The sequence below is a fragment of the Verrucomicrobiota bacterium genome (genome assembly GCA_016200005.1).
Classification (GTDB): domain Bacteria; phylum Verrucomicrobiota; class Verrucomicrobiia; order Limisphaerales; family PALSA-1396; genus PALSA-1396.
The window spans coordinates 112,995-134,662 of the sequence record JACQFP010000078.1; the positions used below are offsets into that span (position 1 = coordinate 112,995).

At 58.7% G+C, this 21,668-nt stretch carries 21 protein-coding genes; 8 read left to right on the forward strand and 13 right to left on the reverse strand.

The genetic code is table 11. The annotated features are described in order from the left end of the window. Nucleotides 1-283 precede the first annotated feature (283 nt). Together HY298_25365 and HY298_25370 are read right to left on the reverse strand one after the other, a co-directional pair. Nucleotides 284-706: an endonuclease domain-containing protein gene (locus HY298_25365; GenBank protein ID MBI3853588.1), complete on the reverse strand. Its 423-nt coding sequence runs from the start codon at nucleotides 704-706 to the stop codon at nucleotides 284-286. Nucleotides 707-812: 106 nt separating this feature from the next. After that, the gene (locus HY298_25370; protein MBI3853589.1) at nucleotides 813-3,890 is read right to left on the reverse strand and encodes a PSD1 domain-containing protein; all 3,078 of its coding nucleotides are present in this window, start codon (nucleotides 3,888-3,890) and stop codon (nucleotides 813-815) included. Nucleotides 3,891-4,485: 595 nt separating this feature from the next. Here HY298_25370 and HY298_25375 point away from each other — a divergent pair. Then, the gene (locus HY298_25375; protein MBI3853590.1) at nucleotides 4,486-5,301 is read left to right on the forward strand and encodes a mechanosensitive ion channel; all 816 of its coding nucleotides are present in this window, start codon (nucleotides 4,486-4,488) and stop codon (nucleotides 5,299-5,301) included. Between the two features lie 5 nt (nucleotides 5,302-5,306). Here HY298_25375 and HY298_25380 read toward each other — a convergent pair whose 3' ends face one another. Genes HY298_25380 through HY298_25390 form a run of 3 tightly spaced genes read right to left on the reverse strand, consistent with a single transcriptional unit; the run spans nucleotide 5,307 to nucleotide 8,268 of the window. Next, the gene (locus HY298_25380; GenBank protein MBI3853591.1) at nucleotides 5,307-6,326 is read right to left on the reverse strand and encodes a carbohydrate kinase; all 1,020 of its coding nucleotides are present in this window, start codon (nucleotides 6,324-6,326) and stop codon (nucleotides 5,307-5,309) included. Next, nucleotides 6,323-7,435 carry a hypothetical protein gene (locus HY298_25385; protein ID MBI3853592.1) on the reverse strand — a complete coding sequence of 371 codons (1,113 nt, stop codon included), beginning with the start codon at nucleotides 7,433-7,435 and terminating at the stop codon, nucleotides 6,323-6,325. Before HY298_25385 ends, HY298_25380 begins: the two co-directional genes overlap by 4 nt. Next, the gene (locus HY298_25390) at nucleotides 7,432-8,268 is read right to left on the reverse strand and encodes an HAD family hydrolase (GenBank protein MBI3853593.1); all 837 of its coding nucleotides are present in this window, start codon (nucleotides 8,266-8,268) and stop codon (nucleotides 7,432-7,434) included. Before HY298_25390 ends, HY298_25385 begins: the two co-directional genes overlap by 4 nt. Between HY298_25390 and HY298_25395 the strand changes: the two genes are divergently transcribed. After that, nucleotides 8,267-8,407: a hypothetical protein gene (locus HY298_25395; protein ID MBI3853594.1), complete on the forward strand. Its 141-nt coding sequence runs from the start codon at nucleotides 8,267-8,269 to the stop codon at nucleotides 8,405-8,407. The genes HY298_25390 and HY298_25395 overlap by 2 nt on opposite strands. Here the strand turns inward: HY298_25395 and HY298_25400 are convergent. The 7 genes from HY298_25400 to HY298_25430 all read right to left on the reverse strand — a co-directional run bounded on the left by HY298_25400 (nucleotide 8,401) and on the right by HY298_25430 (nucleotide 15,509). Further along, nucleotides 8,401-10,341 (reverse strand): hypothetical protein, encoded by a 1,941-nt coding sequence (locus HY298_25400; protein ID MBI3853595.1) that lies wholly within the window; start codon nucleotides 10,339-10,341, stop codon nucleotides 8,401-8,403. The genes HY298_25395 and HY298_25400 overlap by 7 nt on opposite strands. 237 nt (nucleotides 10,342-10,578) lie before the next feature. Then, nucleotides 10,579-11,082, reverse strand: coding sequence for a tetratricopeptide repeat protein (locus HY298_25405; protein ID MBI3853596.1), 504 nt, complete (start codon nucleotides 11,080-11,082; stop codon nucleotides 10,579-10,581). A gap of 28 nt (nucleotides 11,083-11,110) precedes the next feature. Beyond that, nucleotides 11,111-11,749: a response regulator transcription factor gene (locus HY298_25410; GenBank protein ID MBI3853597.1), complete on the reverse strand. Its 639-nt coding sequence runs from the start codon at nucleotides 11,747-11,749 to the stop codon at nucleotides 11,111-11,113. 116 nt (nucleotides 11,750-11,865) lie between these two features. After that, a complete protein-coding gene (locus HY298_25415) occupies nucleotides 11,866-13,845 on the reverse strand; it encodes a PAS domain-containing sensor histidine kinase (GenBank protein MBI3853598.1) in 1,980 nt (659 codons plus the stop codon). Nucleotides 13,846-13,864: 19 nt separating this feature from the next. After that, the gene (locus HY298_25420; protein MBI3853599.1) at nucleotides 13,865-14,227 is read right to left on the reverse strand and encodes a nuclear transport factor 2 family protein; all 363 of its coding nucleotides are present in this window, start codon (nucleotides 14,225-14,227) and stop codon (nucleotides 13,865-13,867) included. A gap of 25 nt (nucleotides 14,228-14,252) precedes the next feature. Then, complete coding sequence (locus HY298_25425; GenBank protein MBI3853600.1) at nucleotides 14,253-15,143, reverse strand: ester cyclase; 891 nt, start codon at nucleotides 15,141-15,143, stop codon at nucleotides 14,253-14,255. 102 nt (nucleotides 15,144-15,245) lie between these two features. Then, nucleotides 15,246-15,509 carry a hypothetical protein gene (locus HY298_25430; GenBank protein MBI3853601.1) on the reverse strand — a complete coding sequence of 88 codons (264 nt, stop codon included), beginning with the start codon at nucleotides 15,507-15,509 and terminating at the stop codon, nucleotides 15,246-15,248. A 312-nt stretch (nucleotides 15,510-15,821) separates the two neighbouring features. Here HY298_25430 and HY298_25435 point away from each other — a divergent pair, with 312 nt between their 5' ends. Beyond that, entirely contained in the window at nucleotides 15,822-17,480 is a 1,659-nt protein-coding gene (locus HY298_25435; protein ID MBI3853602.1) for a hypothetical protein, read from the forward strand. Nucleotides 17,481-17,587: 107 nt separating this feature from the next. On the opposite strand, the gene HY298_25440 is transcribed toward HY298_25435, so the two are convergent. Then, complete coding sequence (locus HY298_25440) at nucleotides 17,588-18,112, reverse strand: GNAT family N-acetyltransferase (GenBank protein ID MBI3853603.1); 525 nt, start codon at nucleotides 18,110-18,112, stop codon at nucleotides 17,588-17,590. A gap of 103 nt (nucleotides 18,113-18,215) precedes the next feature. On the opposite strand from HY298_25440, the gene HY298_25445 reads away from it, so the two are divergent. From HY298_25445 to HY298_25465, 5 genes are all read left to right on the forward strand, one after another. Continuing rightward, a complete protein-coding gene (locus HY298_25445) occupies nucleotides 18,216-19,460 on the forward strand; it encodes a leucine-rich repeat protein (GenBank protein MBI3853604.1) in 1,245 nt (414 codons plus the stop codon). Nucleotides 19,461-19,496: 36 nt separating this feature from the next. Continuing rightward, on the forward strand, nucleotides 19,497-19,958 hold the full coding sequence (locus tag HY298_25450) for a cupin domain-containing protein (GenBank protein MBI3853605.1): 462 nt from the start codon (nucleotides 19,497-19,499) through the stop codon (nucleotides 19,956-19,958). Nucleotides 19,959-19,962: 4 nt separating this feature from the next. Further along, nucleotides 19,963-20,328, forward strand: a complete 366-nt coding sequence (locus tag HY298_25455; GenBank protein ID MBI3853606.1) for a cupin — start codon at nucleotides 19,963-19,965, stop codon at nucleotides 20,326-20,328. Between the two features lie 11 nt (nucleotides 20,329-20,339). After that, on the forward strand, nucleotides 20,340-20,768 hold the full coding sequence (locus tag HY298_25460; GenBank protein MBI3853607.1) for a GNAT family N-acetyltransferase: 429 nt from the start codon (nucleotides 20,340-20,342) through the stop codon (nucleotides 20,766-20,768). 297 nt (nucleotides 20,769-21,065) lie between these two features. Beyond that, nucleotides 21,066-21,632, forward strand: a complete 567-nt coding sequence (locus tag HY298_25465) for an RNA polymerase sigma factor (protein ID MBI3853608.1) — start codon at nucleotides 21,066-21,068, stop codon at nucleotides 21,630-21,632. Nucleotides 21,633-21,668 lie beyond the last annotated feature (36 nt).

A 21,668-nucleotide genomic window follows, 5' to 3' on the forward strand; every position in this document is an offset into this window, starting at 1 on the left:
GCTGCCAGTTCAATTGATGTGTGTTCATATTAATTCAAGGAAGGAAATGAATTTCGAGAAATAGAATTAGGGGCATGGTCTTGCAAACCGTTTTGAATGGTGTTCGCGAGACTCTCCCTCACCCTAACCCTCTCCCGCTGGGAGAGGGAACAGCAGTCGCGCGCTTCGACTTTTTTGAATTCCCACCCGGCAAATCCCATCGCTCGATTTTTTGAGAGACTGGATACGATTCTCCCTCTCCCAGCGGGAGAGGGCTGGGGTGAGGGTGAGGAGTGGAAAATTCTCATGACTTCCGACTCTCCGTTCCGCCGACCAAACCGGGCCTGCAATAGTTCGGCATCGGACACGGTGCGCGCTCCTGCAACGTCCGCCAGATGGTTCCACGAATGACTTCCTCGTCTTTTCTCAAACGCGAACTCCAAAACCGCAGCACCTTAATACCCCGCGATTCCAGAAATGCATCCCGTTCCGCATCGGCAGCCTGGTTGTCGGCGGTGCCGTGTTGAAAACCATCCACCTCAATGTCTAACTTTGCCTCGTTGCAGAAAAAATCCAGAATGTGCGGTCTGACTGGATGCTGACGTCGAAATTTGTAGTCCGCAAAGCGATGACCACGCAGCCACGACCACATCAATCGCTCACCCCAAGACTCTTGCGTTCGCAAGTTGCGAGCGATGCGTGTTGTTTTCGGAGCTTGTTTCAACATCGGCGTTTCACGGTGTTGGCACGACTCTCCCTCTCCCTCACCCCCTCCCGGCCGGAGAGGTATGCGGTAAGGGAGAGCGTTCTCTACTATCTTCTCCGTTAGTCCATCATTCCACATAAATAAATTCGTTAAGTCCAAACATTGCCTGGCAAAAGTCGGCCAGCGCAAGTTCGTCGGCGTTTTCCTTCTTGTCCGCGCGGTAGGATTCGGCCTGTTGTTTGATGAACGCAACGGAGTCCGCCTGTTCACTCTTGTCCGGCTTGCGGCCCAACGCGATACGGTAACCCTCGAGGACAGCGTCGGCCAACGATTTTTCACACGCCGGTTTGAGCCGCCCAGCCAGCGCGCGCGCGTAATCGCGGACCTGCGGATTGTTCATGAACAACAGTGCCTGTGGCGCAATGGTCGTCGAGACGCGGTTGCCGACGCTGACCGATGGATCGGGCGCGTCGAACAATTGCAGAATCGGGATGAACTGGCTGCGCTTGATGAAGAAATAAATGCTTCGGCGTTTCATGGCCTGGTCGAGCGTGCCCGGTCCAAACATGCGGTCGTCCAGTTGGCCGCTGACCTTGAGCATCGAATCACGAATCGCTTCGGCTTCAAGTCGGCGACGGTCGCGGCACCAGAGCAGCTTGTTGTCGGGATCGATTTTGGTTCGCGCTTCGTCGCGGTCGAAGCTCTCCAGATAAACGGCGCTGGTCATGATCTGCTTGTGCATTCGCTTGACCTCCCAGCCATTATGTTTGAAATCGTTGGCCAGCCAGTCCAGCAGTTCGGGGTGCGTAGGCCGCGCGCCTTGGGTGCCAAAATCGCTCGGCGTGGCAACAATGCCGCTGCCGAAATGATGCTGCCAGAGACGATTGACAGCGACGCGCGCCAGCAAATCTCCGGCGCCGTAGTGAGAGTCCGTGATCCAATTGGCCAGCGCACGCCGCCGCCACGAGGTGCGAGAACCGGCGGGAGATGGCACCTCCCAATGCTTCTCACCTTCCGGCGCGTGATCGAGGATTTGCAGCACGCCGGGCGTCATTTCCTCTCCCTTCTGATGCGTGTCGCCGCGTTTCAGGAAATAGGTCTTGGGATAAAAATGCGGAAAGCCGCGGTCGTCGGCGTGATGCGGAATCGGTTTGAAGCCTTCGCTCGTGACCATGACTTTTTTGAGGTCAGGCTTCGGCTCGACCTGGAGATGTTCCTGCACGGCGGCGTCAAGTCTCTGCCAGTCGGGATCAAGTGTGCGATACCACTTCATTACCGTGGCCCGCTGATCGTCGCTTAACTTCACGGTGTCCCCTGCCCTTTCGAGTTGCGTAAATATCTCCACGACGCGCTGCGGTTTGGCGTCACCGGCCAATGCAATCGGTGGCGACGCGGTTGCGATGGACAGGCGCGGACGACCGATGCTGTGACGTTTGTTGCCGTTGAATTCGAGTGTGAACGTGAGCTTCGTGCCGCTGTCGAAGCTGATGGGCTTCTCGAATTCGAAAGACGCGGTGTGGTTTGTGCCGATTTGGGGATCAATCGCCCAGCCCGTTTTCTTATCGCCGTCGATGACTTTCGCGACTGCTAGAATCTCGCTCTGCTCAAACGTTGCCTTGGGATTGATCAACTTCAGTTCCACGGAATCGCCTTCGCCCGTGAGCGGCGCAGCGGTGACGCGCAAATCGGTAAGCTGAATGTTCCCATTGTCAGCGCGACCCGGTCCGCCTTTCGGGAACGATGGATCCGCCAACGCTTCGACGCGAGCGCCCGTAATGTTCGTGAGGCTCGTGTGAGCCGTGAAGGTGTAGGTGTCAGAGTCGGAATTTTTTCCGCTGGCTAGGACCGAGGCGTCGTCGAGTTTCGTCAGGGTAGCGCCGCCCTTGGATTTGAATTCGTCGGGATCGAGGATGATCCAAGCGGCCTTGGCGAGCTGTTCCTTCGGCGTTGATTTGAGCCATTGATCGAAACGGGCCGGCAATTGTCCCTGCTCGAATTGTTCTTTTGCAGCGGCGAGGGGCGCATGCGCCGCGTCGAACTTCGCTTTGGCCTCCTTGTATTTTGCCGGGTCGAAGTCGAGATCGATTTCGCTGCGGATGGTCGTCGTGAAGGTCGAGATGAATCGATAGTAATCTTTGGTGGGAATTGGGTCAAACTTGTGATCGTGACAGCGCGCGCAGCCGATGGTGAGGCCCAGCATGGCGGTGCCGGTGGTGGCGGCCATGTTGTCGAGTTCGTCGTAACGCGCCGGTTCGAACTCCGCCTCCGTCAACTGCGTCGGAAAAACGCCCGCACCGATGAAACCCGTCGCGGCCATTGCCCAGGCGTCGTCCGGCGCGAACTCATCGCCCGCCAGTTGCCACTTGATGAACTGGTCAAACGGCATGTCGTCGTTGAGCGCCTTAATGACAAAGTCGCGATACCAATACGCAAAGGGTCGATCATAATCCTGTTCGAACCCGTGGCTCTCGCCAAAGCGCGTGGTGTCCAGCCAATGACGCGCCCAACGCTCGCCGTAGTGGGGCGAGGTGAGGAGTTGATCGATCAATTTCGGGTACGCGTCGGATGACTTGTCGTTGACGAATGCATCAATCTCTTGCGGCGTCGGCGGGAGACCAATCAAATCAAAATAGACGCGGCGAATCAAAACGCGGCGATCAGCGGGCGGATTGGGGCGGATTTTTTTTTCTTCGAGTTTCGCGAGGATGAAATTATCAATCGGTGTGCGCACCCACGATCTGGCTTTGACCTTCGGCGGCTCGATTTGCTGCAACGGTTGAAAGGCCCAATGTTTGGCGGGATCGGCGACGGCCACCGCCTCCGGCCATTGTGCGCCCTGGTCAATCCAGTCGCGGATCAGCTTGATTTTGTCGGCAGACAACGGTTCGGCCTTTTGCGGCATGCGTTCCTCGTCGTCGGTCGAGATGAGCCGCTTTAGCAGCGGACTTTTCTGGCTGCTGCCCGGGACAATGGCCGCACCGTTCTCGCCGCCTTTCAGGGCGAGCGCTTTGATGTCGAGCCGCAAGCTGGCTTTTTTCTTTTCCGGGCCGTGACATTTGTAACAGGACTCCCTGAGAATGGGTTGGATTTCGTGAATGAAATCGACCTTCTTTTGCCCCGTGCTCGCGGCATTCGAACTGAACGGCCAGACGGCCAAAGTCAGCCAGAGCAATAAACCAGTTGTCGGAACAGCAATACTTCTCATCGGTAACGCCGTTAATTGATAACTTGTTTTGTTGCGCGGAGCAATCCCGCAGTTGGAATTCTTGGCCGCAGCTCAAACAAGCATTGATCGGTCTGGCACGCAAAGCCAAGCCGACTCGCGCAAGAGGGTGCGACTGGAAGTGGCGGTCAGTGAGCTTCTCCCTCTCCTCCACGCGAGTAGAGGAGAGGGCCGAGGATACTCACGACCTCGCGTGCCTAAAACGCGCCCGGCAAAAGCGGAGGCAATATCGCTCAATCGACGCTTACCTTGCCGACCGGAACGCGAAGCGTCGTGTATGAACTTCGGTAGTTTTGACTGGCGTGGTGGTAGTCCAGGCGTTCGTGGGCTTGGGGGAAGCGATCGCCGGTCAGATTCCAGCTCCAGCGTTGCGGTTCTTGTCCGGCCGCAGGGCATTGGGCGCCGTGTTCCCAAGCATCTTGCTTGTGAATTTTCCTTTGGTATTTACGATTCTCCATTGTTCGCTACCATTCGGACATGCAAAATTTCGACGTCGTTCGTGCCTTTGAAATGACCGCTTCATTTCGGCCGATGGTCCATCAAGCAAAACGCAACTTAAGGCTCAGGAGATAATCGTATGGAAGAAGCAAAGAAAACCATCATCAACTTTTTCGTCAACTACGGCAAGGATGTCGCCGGCGCGTTGATCATTCTGGCAGTTGGAATACTCGTGGCCCGATGGATCGGCAAGGTTTTGGAACGCTGGCTCGAACGCATCCAGATGGAACCGCCGGTGCGCCTGCTTCTCGTGCGCGTGGCTCGGCTGCTGATCATTGCTTTCACAGCCTTGGCGGTGCTCGAGAAATTTGGCGTGCCCACCACTTCGGCCATTGCCGGCATCGGCGTCGCGGGCATCGGCGTCGGCTTGGCCATGCAGGGCGTGCTTAGCAACATAGTGGCTGGGCTGACCATCATCTTCACCAAGCCTTTTCGGGTGGGTGATTACATCGAACTGATCGGCGTGCAAGGACAGGTTAAAACCATCGAGCTTTTCTCTACGACCCTGCTCCATGCTGATTTGTCGAGAGTCGTCATTCCCAACCGGAAAATCGTCGGCGAAGTTCTGCACAATTACGGCACCATCCGGCAGCTCGACCTCTCGGTGGGGATCGCGTATTCCTCCGATCTGAACAAAGTGCTGAACATTGTCGGGGACATAGTGCGCCAGAATCCACGCGTGTTGAAGGACCCATCACCCGCATTGGGCGTCAAGCTGCTGGCGGACTCATCCATCACCATCGCCGTCAAGCCGTGGACCACCGTGCCGGATTACGGCCCGGCAGGCGCGGAGATTTACCAGGCCATCATCGAGCGATTCCGCGCAAATCAGATTGAGATTCCGTTCCCGCAACAAGAAGTGCGGTTGTTGAACAACGCCCCCATGGCGGCTTAACTTGTTCAGACCATCAGGAGTTTCTCTATTTCACCTGGTGAAGCGGTGCCGGTGGTGCCGAGTTGATGGATGACGATGGACGCGGCGGCATTGGCGATTTCGAGCGCTTCGCGAACCCCGGCACCGGCGGCAAGTGATGCCGTGAGATTAGCCGTCACGGAATCGCCAGCGCCAACGATGTCGATCTCGCCACGCACGGGCAGTGCCGGAACGTGCTCAACCCTGCCGTCAGGCGAAGCACCGAGTAGCCCGCGCTCGGCGAGCGTGACAAAAACATTGCGGCTCTGTCGGCGGCTGAGCGCGGCGGCAGTTTCCTTGATCTCGTCGAGAGTGGGTTGACCCAATACCCCTGTCAACGCGGACAACTCCGCACCGTTCATCTTGAAGGTGATCGGCGGATACCCGCGCAACCCTCGCCGGCTGTCGGCCATGATGAGTAGTTCGCGCCGTGTGAGGCTGATGGTCTTGATGGCCTCCAAAAGCTTTGTCGTTACCACGCCGGTTTCCGGCACGTCCACCTGGTCCATCAGGATCATGGCATCTACCTGGGCGGCGAGTTTTTGCACGGCGTCGATGATTTGTCCCTGAACAACTGCCGGCGTGGGCGTCCAGTTTTTGCTGTCGAAGCGGTTGAGTTCGACGGGCGGCTTGCCTGGCTCCGTCAGCAGCGGTTTGCAATAGGTGAACGTGCGGCGATCTGGGGTTTGCAGAAAATGGTCGAGCTTGACACCCGCCTTGGCTGAGAGCGCGCGGCGCAGTTCAAATCCCTCCCCATCATGGCCGCAGAAGCCGACGGGAAAAATCGTGCCAATGCCGAGCGCCACGAGGTTGTTGAGGATGGTGCCCGCGGCGCCGGGTTGACTGCGCACGTTTACGACGTTGTAAACGGGCAGATTGGTTTCCAGCGAAATCTCTCTTCGGCTTACGTCGATTTCGAGGTAGCGATCCAGGGAAAAGTCACCCACGACCGCGATGCGCAACTGCGGATTTTTACCAACGATGGCTTGAAAGCGGGCCGGATTCACGCGCGCGAAAGTTGATGCCAGAGGTGATGGAGAAAGACGATGTTGTCGCACTGAAGATAATGCATCGTGCCGCCCATGCGCGAAAAGCTTTTGCAGAAGCGCAGGTAGTAAGCGGCGTTGTCCCGCGGCGGCTCGCCCTTGCTCCAGTCCCAATTCCCGCCGTCCTGCAGATCGACAACGTAAAAGGTGTGATCGTGGACGATGGGACGTTCGGCCTGAAGCCGCAGGTTGTTGACGCAACTGATGCTCTTCTCAAACACCTGCGGCGCCATGATGGCCGAGCCGACGGACAACACCACGCCGCCATCAAGACTTTCAACCGCGCTGCCGAAGAGCCGAAAATCAAGGGCCGCGGCGCGACCGATGGCGGCACCGTTGAACATCGGATGATTGGAGATGATGTCGTAACCGATGCCGGGATGAACGGTCAGCGGAATCTGATGACGGAACGCCTGGCCAAAAATGGAGGTGTATTTCCACGGGTGTTTCACCTCATGTCGTCCGGCGGCGAGTCCGTGTTCGCACATGGCTTGTAGAAGTTCGGCACGGGCCGGCGACAACGGATGCGACGGTTCGGAGCGTAAAGAGTTTTCCAACGACTCCTCGCTCGGCAACGTCACGCCATCTTCTGTGATGAATCGTCCCAGCGCCACGCCGTAACCTTCGTTGCGCAACGCCCCTGCCAGCAACGCGAGGTGGATATTGCGCCCGGTTTCATCCCACGTTCCAAATGTGCCGGTGGCGACGTTTTGCTCCACGCTTTCGGTTGACCACGCTTGAAAGGCAAACTCCCAATCGTGAATCGAGCCGGCACCGTTCGTGGCCAGATGCGTGATCAGTTGTTTCTCCATCAATCGTTCGACCAGCAACGCGCCGCCGTTTTTCACCAGGTGCGCGCCATACATGAAAAGGACACCCGCGCCGCGTTTTCGCGCCGCCAGGATATTCTGCGCCGCCCGCCGGATGACGATGGACGCGGATTCCGGGCAGGGCGGAGGCGCCGAGTCCGGTTTGATGAGGATGTCCTCGATCTGGCTCATGCTGCGCCGTTGCGCCAGCGGATACACCTTGAGCTTCCGTAAATCAAGCGGTGTCGGTGGATTTGTCATTTGCCGAGAATGCAGTCGAGCAGCAGATCTCCGTCGCGATAATCTGGAATGACCACCTCCGCGCCGACGCCGAGCAACCGCTGACGTTTCCATTCGTCCATCCGGCTCGAACCATTGTGCGCTTCGTCGCTGGCCACCGCCACCGGCAGGCCGCCGACCTCCTTCGTGTTTTGAATCTCCACGTAGCCGTCGCCGAACGCCAACAGGCGTTCGCCACTGATCTGGTTCTCGCGCAGAATCCGCTCGATGACCATTTTTTTGGAAAAGGTTTTGTAGTCGTCCTGCGCGCCATAGATGTGCCTGCCGAAGTAACGGGTCAAGTCCAGCAACTCCGCCTCCTGCTTGACGAACTTCTCGTCCGTGCCGCTGGCCAGATAAAGCGCAAAGCCCCGCCGGTGAAGATTTTCCAATAACGGTCGCGAGCCATGGACCAGAAAGTCATCCCGGCGCAACGAACCATTGCGAATGCCCTCGATGCGGTTGCTAATTCGTTCATCGAGCCGGCGCAAATATTCGTGCTTGTACCACAGCGGCTCCTTGGGTTGACCGCCGCGCTCCTTGATGCGGTCAGCCAGTTGAATCATCTGATAAATGGTTTGCTTGCCGTTGAGCCGCATGATGTCGTCCGTCATGAGCCGGCGCACCTCGGCGTCGGTCTCGCCGGCGCGACGCGGCAGCATCTCCATGAACATCGGGATCATCACTTCCGGCCAGCCCTCGCGGATCAGCGAAAGCGTGCCGTCGAAATCAAACAGCACATGACCGATTTGCGGACGCGGCGCAAAATCGGGGCTGAACTCAACCAGACCGGTAAACGATACCGCAGAAAACATGGCGCATCTGATAAGCCGGATGCAGGCAAAAGTCAACGACGACTCACCCACGCATCGATTCCCGACGCCTTCAGCGACGACGGGTTGGATGGAAGAACGCCGTCTCGCGCGGACACGCGCGGCCTCGATCGCTCAGTAGTGGTGAAAGATGCTCGCCAGCAGCAGCAACTCCGGATGGGTCGCAGAAAGTTTCGGCAAAACCACGCGGATGCGAGAGCGATAGGCCACCAGCTTTTCGCGCAAGTGCTGCAAGTCTTCCACCTTGTCCCAACGAAGCTTGTGCAAGTCGAGCACCAGGCGGCTCTTGCTCCGGGCGAGAGAATCACGGATGCGCTGGCCCAGACTTTCCGCATCGGCCGCTGACAGGACGCCTTCGACCCGCATCCACACCTGCTGCCTGGCATGTTGCAATTCGACCCGCACGGAGAAATTCGGCGCGAAATCCTTCACGTGGAATTCCTGCCAGAGGTGGAAGGCGTTCCAGCGCTTGTCCGGGATGCGATACGTCGTGCGTTGCAGCTTGGGATGCTGTAAGAAGTCAAATTTCAAGGTCAGGCTCGTCCACAGCGCCGCGCCCACCGCCAGGACGGACTTGAATCGCTCGCCCAGCGCAGGGCGGCCCAGTTCGCTGTGAAGGCGTTGCTCCAACTCACCGATCCAGCGTCGCACGGCAGCGTTGGGTCCGAGCAGTCTGCCCGCGAGGAACACGGGATAGGCCACCCGCAACTCCCGGGCGTAGTAATTCGCTTTCTGGCGCAAAATGGGATTCGGTGAATCCTTGAGCTTCTGATAGCCCAGCAGGCGCGCTTCCAACACCCGATAAATGCTCGGCCCGAGCCGTTGAAAATCCTGCTCGAAACACCAGCGCTGGATGTCTTCGATCTGCCCGGGTGAAAGCGTCGGATGTTTGATCATCGTGCGGAATCCGTCCGCGCGCCGGTAGAATAAATCCTTGTCGCTCGTGTAAACGTCCTGCAACAGATTCTCCTTGATGATCCGTTCATAAAACGGCGTGCCAGGGACGGGGCCATAAATCAAAAATTGCGCCAGCGCCGGTTTGAGCTTCAGCAGGCCGGCGAGTTCCTCCGCCACGACTTCCTGATTCTGGTAATCGAAGCCCACAATCATGGACGCCAGCACCGTGATGCCGTGCTCGCGAAACTCCGTGAGAATTTCCGCGATGGGCCGGCCCTGCTGCTTGGCGTAATTGGATCGCGTGCCTTCGTAGCCAATCCAGAATCCGTCAATCCCCATCTCCAGGATTTCTTCCACGGTGTATTGGCTGATCGCCTTGATGCTGGAGAAGGCGAAGATCGAAAGTTTCTTGCCGCCCTTGATCACGCACTCGCGGAATTCCATCGCGCGCTTTTTGTTGAGCAGGAAATCCTCGTCCAGAATCAGGAAGACCAGGCTGGGGTCCATGTCGAGGTAGCGTTCTGCGACATTGTAAATGTCGCGCCCGGTCGGCAGCAGCTTGATGTGTTTGCGCGAGAAGAAGTGCGACGTGCAGCAAAAATCACAGCCATTCGGGCAGCCGAGGCCGGCGAAGATTTTTCCCGTGCCTGACACCTTCCAGCCGAAGACCTTGAGCCAGCTCACGATGAGTGGATGCTTGTAAGGCATGGGAATTTCCGGTTCGTTCAACAAGCGACGAAAGAAGGCCACACCTTCTTCGCGGCAGATGTAATCGCCGTATGGCTTGAGCACATCGTCCTTCAACACCGTGCCGTAGCCGCCCAAAACGATCTTGCTGTTCGGCGCGTACTTGCGGATCAGGGCCACGGCTTCCTTCATCTTGTGGATCACCGCCATGATGAAGGAAATGCCCACGTAATCGTAACCCTTCTTGAGTTCCCGGATCAGTTCACGCTTGGACGGGTATTGCAACACCACGGTCGGCACGTCGAGATTCTCCGCGATGTATTCAAGGCCAAAATGAATGTTGACCGTGCGCGGACTGAAGATGCCCTGGGCGCGCAGCACCTGCCGGTAAAGGAGTTCATAACCGACCGACGACGCATCGCCCTGTTTCGGTCCGATCGGACGGCAGACACTGGTCAAAAGAATTTTCATAATCGTGCACTACGACAACGGTGTTTCAGACAAGAGGGAATCGCGGCTCGACGGCTCGAACTGAAGCGAGATCGGACGGTTGCCACTCGGCTGACTCCAATAGACGACCTACGCAATGCGAAGTCAAAACGCGATTCGATTAATTGCTGACCGTCCCTTGTTGCGCGGATGACATTTATGGCCGTGGTCAGCGCAAAGAGAGTTCTGCCCGAGAGCATTGGGCGCGAGAGATGCAGGTCACTGCTTTCCGTCCACAAATTCCCGTGCCTCGTCCAAGGCGAATTGTCGAGTGCCACGAGCGGCGACCCCAAGCAACTCCCGGTAGAAAGTCCGGGCCGAGGAATCGTCGCCAGTGGCACGTGCCGCGCGAGCTGCACCCAGCAGGCTATTGAAGCGGCGCGGGTAAAGCTCCAACGAAAGTTTGTAGGCAGCGAGCGCTTCTGCCGGGCGCTTCTGTTCGAGGAGAAGGTCTCCCAAAAGCTCGTGGGCCGGCAGGGTCGGCCCGGGAGTCACGGCGTGCTTCGGCGTCGATCCTTCAAGACTGGTCGCCTCACTCATCAGCGCGAGGCTGGATTTCCTGTCCTGCCCTGCGTGCGCGAGCCAGGCTTCCACTTCAAGACCAAGGACGCGAATATTGCGAGCAAACAGCTCCTCACCGGTCTTCGCCGCCGCGGTTGCGTAGTTGCAGACCAGTGCGATACTCAAAGCAACTTCCAGTTGGCGAAAGATTGGTTTTTGCATTGAACACCAAGCGCTGCGTGCTCGTGAATCAGCGAGTTTCAGCGGAGGAACGCGAGTTCAGCACTTCCAACGCCCGCACCGTCGCGGCACCGCGGGTTTCGACGCCGAGTTTTTCGAACATTTCCTGGACGTGCTTCTTCACGGTGGACTCGGTGATGCCGAGGATGGTGGCGATGTCCGAATTCGTTTTGCCCTGGGCGAGCCAGAGCAGGGCCTCGGCGGCGCGCGGCGTGAGGCCGAGCGCGAGCAAGGGTTCAAACGAGGAAAAGTCGGGTTTGAATTCGCGTTTCAACTGCTGTTCCGATCGACGCAGGCGCGTTTCTATCGCTCGGACCAGGTCGGCGTTGGCGACGGGCTTGGTGAGATAATCATCCGCGCCCAAATTCATCCCGCTGCGAAGGTCGTCCTTCTCGCCCTTGGCGGTGAGAAAGATAAATGGAATCGGCGCGAGCGCGGCATCCGCTTGGAGGGCCTGGAGGACACCGTGGCCGTCCAGTTCTGGCATCATGACGTCGCACAGGATCAAGTCGGGCTTTTCACGGCGCGCCGCCTCGACCCCCGCGCGCCCGTTTTCAGCCGCGATGGGTTCGTAATCGTAGTAGCGGAGGAGCGCGGTGATGTTTCTGCGCATCTCCGGTTCGTCCTCGATGACCAAGATCTTTTTCATGCTTTTGTATTTCGTTTGCCGACATTCCTCGGGCAACGGCAGCGCGTTTGGAGTTCCGCCTTCAGGCGGTCCGGGCCGCGTAAACGCGGGACTCCAAACGGAAGTTTCATGCTCGTTTAGAAAACTTTCAATCTGACCGTCACCGCAGTGCCCTCGCCGATTTTGCTATGCAACTGCACCTTCCCGCCGTGCAGTTCGGCGCAGCGTTTCACCAGGAGCAAGCCAAGGCCCGTGCCCGGTCGTGTCCCGACGTTGCTGCCGCGGTGAAAGGCTTTGAACAACTGCTGCTGATCATCCTCCGAAATGCCAATCCCTGTGTCCCGAATCACACACACCGCGTCCCGCCCTTGCCGTTCAACCAGGAAATGCACCGTTGCTCCCGGCTCGGAATATTTCACGGCGTTGCTCAAGAGATTGGTGAATATGTGTCCGAGCAGCCGTTCATCCGCCTGCGCTTCCGTGGGGATGGAGTTCAGCGAAAGCGCGATGGGGCATCGGCGGTTGGTCGCCGAAAGAACTTCATCCACCATGCGGCGGCAGAAGAGGTTCAGGTCTAGCGCGCCGGGTTGGAAGTCCAGTTTGCCCGCGTCGAGGCGGCTGAGGACGAGGACTTCTTCCATCATCCCAGCCATGCGGCGGGCATTCCGACTGATGGATTCCAGGTGGTCCTCTCGTTCGCCGGGCGGCATTTTCTGGTAGAACTCACGCAACAGTTCCGCCGAGGACTGGATGATGCCGAGCGGCGTGCGAAACTCATGCGACACCATGGAAACAAAATTGCTCTTGAGCTGGCTGAGTTCCTTTTCGCGGGCCAACGTCCGATGCAACTCTCCTTCGACCCGTTTGCGCTGGCTGACGTCCAGACCGACGGTCAACAAATGCGGCACGCGGTTGATCTCGATGATGTCGGCGGAGATCAGCATGGTGAAAAGTTTTCCATGCCGGTCGCGCAGGCGACACTCGCGCTCGTGGATGGAGCGCGTGCGCCGCAATTCCTCCCAGAACGGCTCGCGATCCGCCGGGTCGGCCCACAGACCCAGCTCCCGCGAGGTGCGCCCCAGGATTTCATCGAGGCGGTAGCCGGTCCAATTTAGATAAGCTTCGTTTGCCAGGACGTAACGCCCGTCGTCCATCCGCGAGATGGTGATGAAGACTGGACTCGCGCGGAAAGCGGCGCTGAAGCGCGCCTCGCTTTCCGCCAGCGCGGCTTCGGCGCGTTTGCGTTCCGTGATGTCGCTGATGAACGCCTGAATGACCTCCCGCCCGCTCCATTCAATCAGGGTGAGGTTGACTTCGAGAAATATTTCCCGGCCGTCGGGATCGCAGGCCAGCCAATCGAACCGGGCGCTGCCCTTGGTCATGCACTCTTCGATATGTTTGCGGGCCAGGGCATCGGAGCTTTCCCCGCTTGGCTGAACGGGCGGTGAGAACTCGCCCGGATGTCTGCCCAACATTTCGTGGGCGGATCTGCGCCCCAAAATCCGCACGGCGGCGGGGTTGACCTCCAGAACTTGGCTCTCGTCGTGGAGCACCACGCCCTGGCTCGCGCCTTCGAACAGCGCGCGGAACTTCGCTTCACTGGCGCTGAACTCGGCCGTGCGTTCGTTGACTCTTCGTTCCAAGGCCTGGGTCAGTTCGAGCAGTTGGCGTTCGGCCTTCTTGCGCTCGCTGATGTCACGGGAGATGACGATGTTGATTCTCTCCCCGCCCATGAGCACCGCCGTCGAAGAAGCCTCGAGGGGAACTTCCTTGCCGTCGAAACGCCGGATGACCCATTCGAAGCGAAACGTTCGTTGCCGTTCAATGATCGCCATGATTTCCGCGGACTTGTCCGCGCTGCGCGAACCGTCCGGTTGATACGATGGCGAAAGATCCTCCGGTCGCTTGTTCAGCAATTGCTGCTTGCTCTCTGCGCCGATGAGTTCGACCGCCGCCTGATTGCAATCCACGAACACTCCGGCTTGCGGATCGAGCAACCAGATGGCGTCGGCGCTCCGCTCGAAGAGGCTCTGGAACACGTTGCCAGTGTGCTTGAGCGACTGGTCGCGCGCACTGGGACTTTCGCCCCAGTCAAGATTCGTCGCCGATGAGTTCATGATTTCTGCGTGGGAGAAATTACGCCTCGTCTGAATAATGCGCCAGCACGCGCCGCACCTTGCCTTGATCGTCAAATTCCATCAACTCGGCCGAGCGCAGGCCGTTGACGCTGCGGTATTCCAAAACACAACTGCGCACGCCGGGATAAAGCCGAGTGAAGTCGAATTGCAGGGTCGGATACGCCTGCAGCCCGCGCGCGAAGTAATCGCGCAGCGCCGCTTTGCCGCGCACCACGCCTCCACTTCGGCCCGTCAGCTTCGCAACCAGCGGCGAAATCAATTCCACATCGTCCGTGTAGTGCGCGAGGATTCGCTCCAGGTCATGAGCGTTCCAAGCCGCGAGCCACTCTTGCGCTTGGCGGGTAAAATCGAGTGTCACGATGTCTGCTCTTTTGTAATAACACAGTTCACGTTTTGGGTGGCCACTCCACGCCTTTCAGTTCCGCCGGCAGTTGTTTCGGATCAACCGGGTAAATGAGCGACATGTCGGGCTTGGCCTTTGCTCCGGGTAGAAATTCAACTTCTTCCGGTGCGCCGACGATAAGCCAGAGCACATCGCTTTCCGTATCGTTGAACACTTGCCGCAACTGCCCCGGCCCGACGAGCACGCCGCCGTGCTTCGGCACGGTCAACGTGTCGTCGCCCACGCGGATGCGGCCCACGCCCTCGACAACGAAATAAAATTCCTCAGCCCGGATGTGCTTGTGCAGCGTGTTGGCGCTGTTTGGCGGCAGCCGCCAAAGGCGCGCGCCGAGAATCTCACTTTTAGTCCGCTCCAAAAAATCCGCATTGGGAATCTTCATCAGATTGGAGGGCCGCCAATGGAGGTCTTCCGGTTTGATCAAAAAATAGCTGTCAATGGGTTTCATGGTGTCGGTTGTAGCCTGCCCCAACTGCCGCAACAACCCAAGCATGTCCATTTCAACCCATTCCTCGGCGACCCTTCGTTCTTCAAGGCGGTAAAGCGTGATGCCGGTGACGCGAATGGACCTGCCCGTCGCGGGCAAACCGTTGAATGCGCCGCGATGAGTCCCCGTGATTTCCCAGCGGACCGCAATCTTGTCGCCGTTGAAAACCCAATCGAGCGCTGCACGCCGAAGATCGGGAAAGGCGGCCCGGACCGCAGCCAGCACGGCTCTGACTGCGGCGCGACCAACTACCGGGGTCGGCGAAGAGGGATCGTGCGCAACGAAATTTGGGTGAAGCACGTCCTCCGCCGCCGCGAAGTCGCCTCGATTCCAACCATACTCATAACCTTTGCGGATCAGGTTGATGGCGTCTTGTTCGGTCATGTTCATTTGACAAAGAAAAATTATTTACGGGAGCGGTCGCCTCGACCAAATGCCTGCCCGCGTTGGTCGAGCCGAAGCCGAACACTGGCATGTCTTCTGGCACGCGGCCTACGAAGTGGATTGGTGCTGCAGTTGCTCATAAACTTGCGGTCTCTTGGACTTAAGGAAATCAAAACCGGCTGGCGTTACGCGGACCAGCGAATGGCCATTCGCAAACGCCGTCTGCACGAGTCCACGATCAGTCGCGTTCTCCCAAACCGTAAGCCTTGGACAGGATGTGCGCCACGCATCCATCGTTTCCTGGTAGGTGCGTTCCTTTCGTCCAACCCACTCCAGAAGATCGAGGATTAGATTCTCAACCGTATCGGTCATGGCGGTCACATATTTGGTTTCACGACGACCCTACACGCTTGCCGTATCGTTGCTCACTCTGCAACGGGTCTTTAGTCCCATCCGCTTTGCGGAACAGTCGCCGCGTTCGAGCCTCCAACCCGCATGAATGAACGCAAGACAACCGTCCTTGACCGTTCCGCGAATCGGCCGTTCGGAGTCCCGCGTTTACGCGGCCTGGCCCGCCTGAAGGCGGGACTCCGAACGCGTGGCCATCTGTTCTCGAAGCGTTGCAAATCCGGGCGATCCAATTAACCTATGACTTGCACAATAACCAGTTCAACCAGTCGCATCATGAGAAATATTCTTCCATGCCTCGGCGGCGTCCTGGCCGCGGTGATTGTTTCCGGCTGCGTCGCTTCGCACGATGCCACCAGCGCGCAGAAACCATCCTTGAACAACTTGGGCCAGCATGCGTTCAAGATCACGACTAAGTCCGCCGAAGCTCAGCGCGCCGTTAATCGCGGGCTGACTTGGGCATATTCGTTCGGACACTTCGCGGCCGAGCAGGAGTTCCGCGCGGCGCTCGTTGCCGATCCCGATTGCGCCATGGCGTGGTGGGGCATCGCGCTGGTCAACGGCCCGCACATCAACTTCCCGCTCGTGCCGCCGGACAAGGCCGCAAAGGCGTGGGAAGCCGTCACCACCGCGCAACGACTTGCCGCGCCCTGCTCGCCGTTGGAAAAATCGCTGATCAGCGCGCTCGCCAAACGTTACGCCAATCCGCAACCCGAAGATCGCGCTCCATTGGACAAGGCTTATGCCGATGCCATGCGCGAAGTGTGGCGGGCGAATCCGGCCGACGCGGACATCGCCACGCTGTTCGCCGAGGCGACGATGGATTTGCATCCGTGGAATTATTGGAACAAAGGCGCGGCCCAGCCTTGGACCGGTGAAATAGTGGACACGCTGGAAGCCGCCATGCGCCTTGCACCCAAACATCCCGGCGCAAACCACTACTACATTCACATCGTCGAGGCCTCCGCCTCGCCGGAACGCGCGTTGGTCGCGGCGAATCGTTTACGCCATCTCGTGCCGGACTCGAGCCACATGGTTCACATGCCGTCGCACATCTACGCCCGCGTTGGCCAGTGGGAGAATGCCGCCATTGCGAATCGCCACGCGATGCAGGCGGATGCCCGCTATCGCGCCGCCTTTCTTCGGCCCGGCTTCTACGCGATGTATATGGCGCACAACGCGCATTTCCTCGCCTACGTCAGCATGATGCAGGGTCGCAGCGCGGAGGCGATTGCGCTCGCGGACAAAGTGGTTTCGGGCATCCCGGAGGATTTCATCCGCGACTACGCAGCGATTGCGGACGGCTTTATGATCTTTCGCTCCGAGGTCTTGATGCGTTTTGGACGCTGGGAGGAAATCTTGAAAGAACCCGAGCCTGCGAAGGAATTCTTTCTGGCCAAAGCGCTCTGGCATTACACGCGAGCTGTGGCGCTCACGGCCTTGGGCCGGATGGCCGAAGCCCGCCATGAGCGCGCGTTGCTCGACAAAGCCAGCGCTGCCGTCCCGACTGACCGCACCTTTGGCAACAACCCGGCAGCGGACATTCTTGCCATTGCTGCGCTGACGCTTGACGGGGAGATGCTGGCGAAGGCGGACAAGTTCGACGAAGCCGTGGCCAAGCTGCGCGAGGCGGTGCGATTGGAGGACAAACTGGTTTACGACGAGCCGCCGGACTGGATTCAACCGGTGCGCCACACGCTTGGCGCGGTGCTTATGCGCGCAGGTCGCGCGGCGGAGGCGGAGGCGGTCTATCGCGAAGACCTGAAAATTTATGCCGAGAACGGCTGGTCGCTGATGGGTTTGCGCGATTCCTTGGAAGCGGAGGGCAAGCGGGCGGAAGCCGCTGCGGTCGGGAAGCGATTCCGCCGGCAATGGGCGAAGGCCGACATCACGCCGCCGTCCACCTGTTACTGCCAGATTCTGAAGCGGAAATAAGCGGTGGATTGCGGGTCGAAGCCAGGCTGATCGTCCTGGTGTCATGTTCATTTGACGGTGAGAGGTCGTTCGCGATCTCGAACGCCTCAATCAAAAAGATTTTCGCGCTAATCGAGCCGAAGCCGGAATCCGAACACGGGCAAATTCTCCTGCATGAAGTCCAAATCGTTAGACCGCTGGAAGCCCATCTGCTCGTAAAGCCTCCACGCGATCTGCATTGCCTGGGTGGTATGCAGGACAACCTGCGAATGTTCTTTCTTCCTCGCCAACTCGATGCACGCGTTGGTCAAAGCCCTACCCGCTCCCGCTCCTCTGTGCTTGAGTCCCACGCCAAGGAGACGAATGCCAGAGGTATTCCGTAGCGTAGTCGCGCTGCCGCCGCTGCCATATTGAGACATGTCGCCGAAGTAAACGACACCGCCCACCAGCTCGCCCGCGTTCGAGATTGCGACCAGCACCTTGGCCTCTTTCCTTTCAGTGAAACGTCCGATGTTGGCCAGCATCTCATAATACTTGGGCTGCTCCGCGGGAGTCGGAAACCCCTCCAACCCGGAATAGACTTCGACCATCAATCGGCCGAGCGAGTCGAACTCGTCATCACGGATTTCCCGGATGTGCAGGCGCGGATTCATCGGTTGTCGGCCGTACGTTTGCCGTATCGTTACCCACTACGCAATGGGTCTTTAGTCCCGCCCGGTTTGCGGAACATTCGTCGCTTTCGAGTTTCCCACCCACATGAATGAACGCAAGCGCACGGTCTTTCAATTCATCCAGACACTAGCTTTCACCGGCTTGATGTTCGCGACCGGCGCTCAGGAAGTGTCCATTCCCGACCCGGGACTAAACGCCGCGGTCCGCGAGGCGTTGCAAAAACCCAGCGGCCCATTGACGGAGCAGGACCTGTTGAGCTTGACGGTTCTGAACGCAAGCGACCGGAGCATCAGCAGCACGGAAGGGCTGGAAGCAGCTCGAAATCTGACGGCGCTGGACCTTGATTCCAACTCGCTTACCAACTTCACGCTGCCGAGCGGTTTGACCAATCTGGAAATGCTCCAGGTTAATTTCAATCCGCTCACTCAGTGCATCATTCCGCCCGGGCTGACCAAACTCAGTGCGCTCGACCTCTTCGCCAATCGCCTCACCAACTTTGTCCTTCCGGGCGGGTTGCCGAATTTGACTCAGCTCGACCTCGGTTTTAATTCACTCGCCCAGTGCTCGCTTCCAGACGGGCTGACGAATCTGGACACATTGTTTCTCGAAGGCAATCGGCTGGCCACTTTCACTCTACCCGCGGGCCTCACCGCGCTGACCAAGCTTGACCTCGCGGGCAATGCACTCACCAACTTCGCGCTGCCTTCGGACGCGACGAACCTGGTCAATGTGCTCCTCTTCGGCAATCAACTCACGAACGTGACCTTGCCGCCGAATCTGAACCAGTTGGCCGGTCTGCTTCTTGATTTCAATCGCCTCAGCAGTCTCGCCTTGCCGGCGGGGCTGACCAACTTGAGCAGGCTCACTCTCAACGGCAATCAACTGACCAACCTGACCTTCCCTACGGACATGACGGACCTGGCTTTTCTCGACGTTCGTGGCAATCAACTCACCAACCTCACGTTGACTCCTGGCCTGACGAAGTTGACGGCGCTCTTCGTGGACGGCAATCCGCTCACGACCTTCGTGTTGTCCGAACCGCTGGCGGCCACGAATTTGGCCGACACGGTTTCGTCTCTCCGGAATCAAGGCGTCGCTGTGTTTACCTACGCGCTGGATGTACGGTTGATAGCGCCAGAAGTGATAACGAATGGGGCATTTAGGTTCGCACTCGTCGGACCGCCGGGAGACTACACCGTCCTCGGCTCGACTGATCTCGCGGCGTGGGACGAACTCGGCGTTGCGACCAACCAATTCGGCTTCGCCAGGTTTGTTGACTCGACCGCCGCGCCCTCTCCCCAGAAGTTTTACCGCGTGCGCGCGCCGTGAGTTGACATTCCCGCCATTCGGATTCCACAAATCAACATGAACTCCGACAAACTATTAACCCAACAAGGCCGTAACTTCTCCGCCGTGCAGACCGGCCCGGCGCATGAACTCTCTCGCTTCAGCTTCAACCATCCGCGGCTGCCCAGGCCGGCGAAAGGCAAAGTCTTCCTGAAAGATTTGCTCGGGCTGACCGGCATGGAAGTTTCGCTCAATAGACTACCTGCCGGAAAAGGCATGCCGTTCCTACACGTGCACCGACAAAGCGAAGAGCTTTACATCTTCACGGGCGGGCGCGGACAGTTTCAGGTGGACGGCGAAATTATCCCGATCGAGCCGGGGACGGTGATCCGCGTGTCGCCCGACGGCGAGCGCGCTTGGAAGAATGACTCGACGGAGGATCTTTATTTCGTTTGCACCCAGGCCCGAGTCGGTTCGATGGGGGGCAGCACGATTGAAGACGGTCTGCCTATCGCGAAACCCTTCACCTGGCCGGATTGAATTTATGCCACAACTCATCCCAACGCCGACGCGCATCACCGCCGCGGGCAACAAGCCAAAAATCATCGAAGAATTTATCGGTCGTGTGAACTCGCAGGAAGCGCGCTTGAGCATCGCGCATATGCACAGCCCCGGCGGCTGGGTTGAGCCGGGGCAGAAGCCCGAGTTTGATGAATTTACCGTCGTCCTCGCGGGCACGTTACGCGTGACCCACAAGGACGGCGTCCTCGACGTGTCCGCGGGCCAGGCGGTCACCACGCGCGCCGGCGAATGGGTGCAATACAGCACGCCCCATCCCGATGGCGCGGATTACATCGCCGTGTGCCTGCCCGCGTTCTCTCCGCAGACGGTGCATCGCGACGGCGCGTAGTCTCATTCAGGATGAAGGCGACGAGAGGAGATTACACGCTGAGTTGCTCAGAGGCCGACCAACAGGCTGAACGGATTCACGCGTATCTCACGCGCTCCTACTGGGCCAACGGCATTTCACTCGAACTCGTAAAGCGGAGTATCGCCGGCTCGCTGTGTTTCGGCATATTCCATCAAGGCGAGCAGGTGGCTTTCGCGCGAGTGGTGACCGATCGAGCGACGTTCGCCTATCTCGGCGACGTGTATGTGACGGTGGTTGCGCATCCGGATCTTCAGGGACTTCGCCGCTTCACGCTGGCGACGCGTGATGCGCACGGCCTGTATGCGAAGTTTGGTTTTGCCGCGCCGGCGCAGCCCGAAATGCTGATGGAGATTGCGAAGCCGGGATTGTATCTCCGCCAAGACGTGTCTGAAAACGACGCGCCCCTGCGCGCAGAATGACCTGACCGCTGCACTCAACGGCATTGGACTGTCGTCCCATCGCGAGAGGTTGCATCGGCCACCGCAACGTTCGGAGTCCCGCGTTTACGCGGCCGGGCGTCCACACCGCAAGGGCCGCGTAAACGCGGGACTCCGAACGGCACTCCGAACTGATCGCGGACTGCACCCGGCACTTCTGTTTGGAGGCTCTCATCGCGAGTCCCACCGACCTGCTCCTTAGTCCCATTGTGTCGTCCCCGCGTTCGGAGCACAGAATGGCAGTCTCAAATTTTGATTCAGCACCAAGCCGAACGAATAATGAATGCAGCCGATCAATTTGAAGCCATTGTGAGCGAGTATTACGAACCGCTCTACCGGTTCGCGATGAGCCTCACGCGCGCGGAGGTCGACGCGCGGGATTTGACCCAGCAGACATTTTACATCTGGGCGACGAAAGGACATCAACTGCGCGACATCACCAAGGTCAAGACCTGGCTGTTCACGACGCTGCACCGCACGTTCCTCGCCACGCGCCAAAGGCAGAGCAAATTTCCTTGTTGCGAATTGGACGAAGCTTCTCAGGACCTGCCGGCGCTCATGCCGGAACCCGCCGTGCCGCTGGACGCTGCACAAGCCCTGTCCGCGTTGGCGCGAGTGGACGAGGTCTCCCAAGCCGCCGTGGCGCTCTTCTATCTGGAGGACTGGCCCTACAAAGACATCGCCGCAATTCTCGACGTTCCGATCGGCACGGTCAAATCGCGCATCGCCCGCGGCCTCGCGCAGCTCCGGAAAATTCTTACGTCGGACGGCAGCGTCGCTGAACGCATTCATTTGGAACGGGACTTAAGTGCCACTCGCCTCCAGGAACAACTCGGCAACTTCTAAATCCTAAGTCAGTCACTGCCGCGTTTGGCAGCGGCA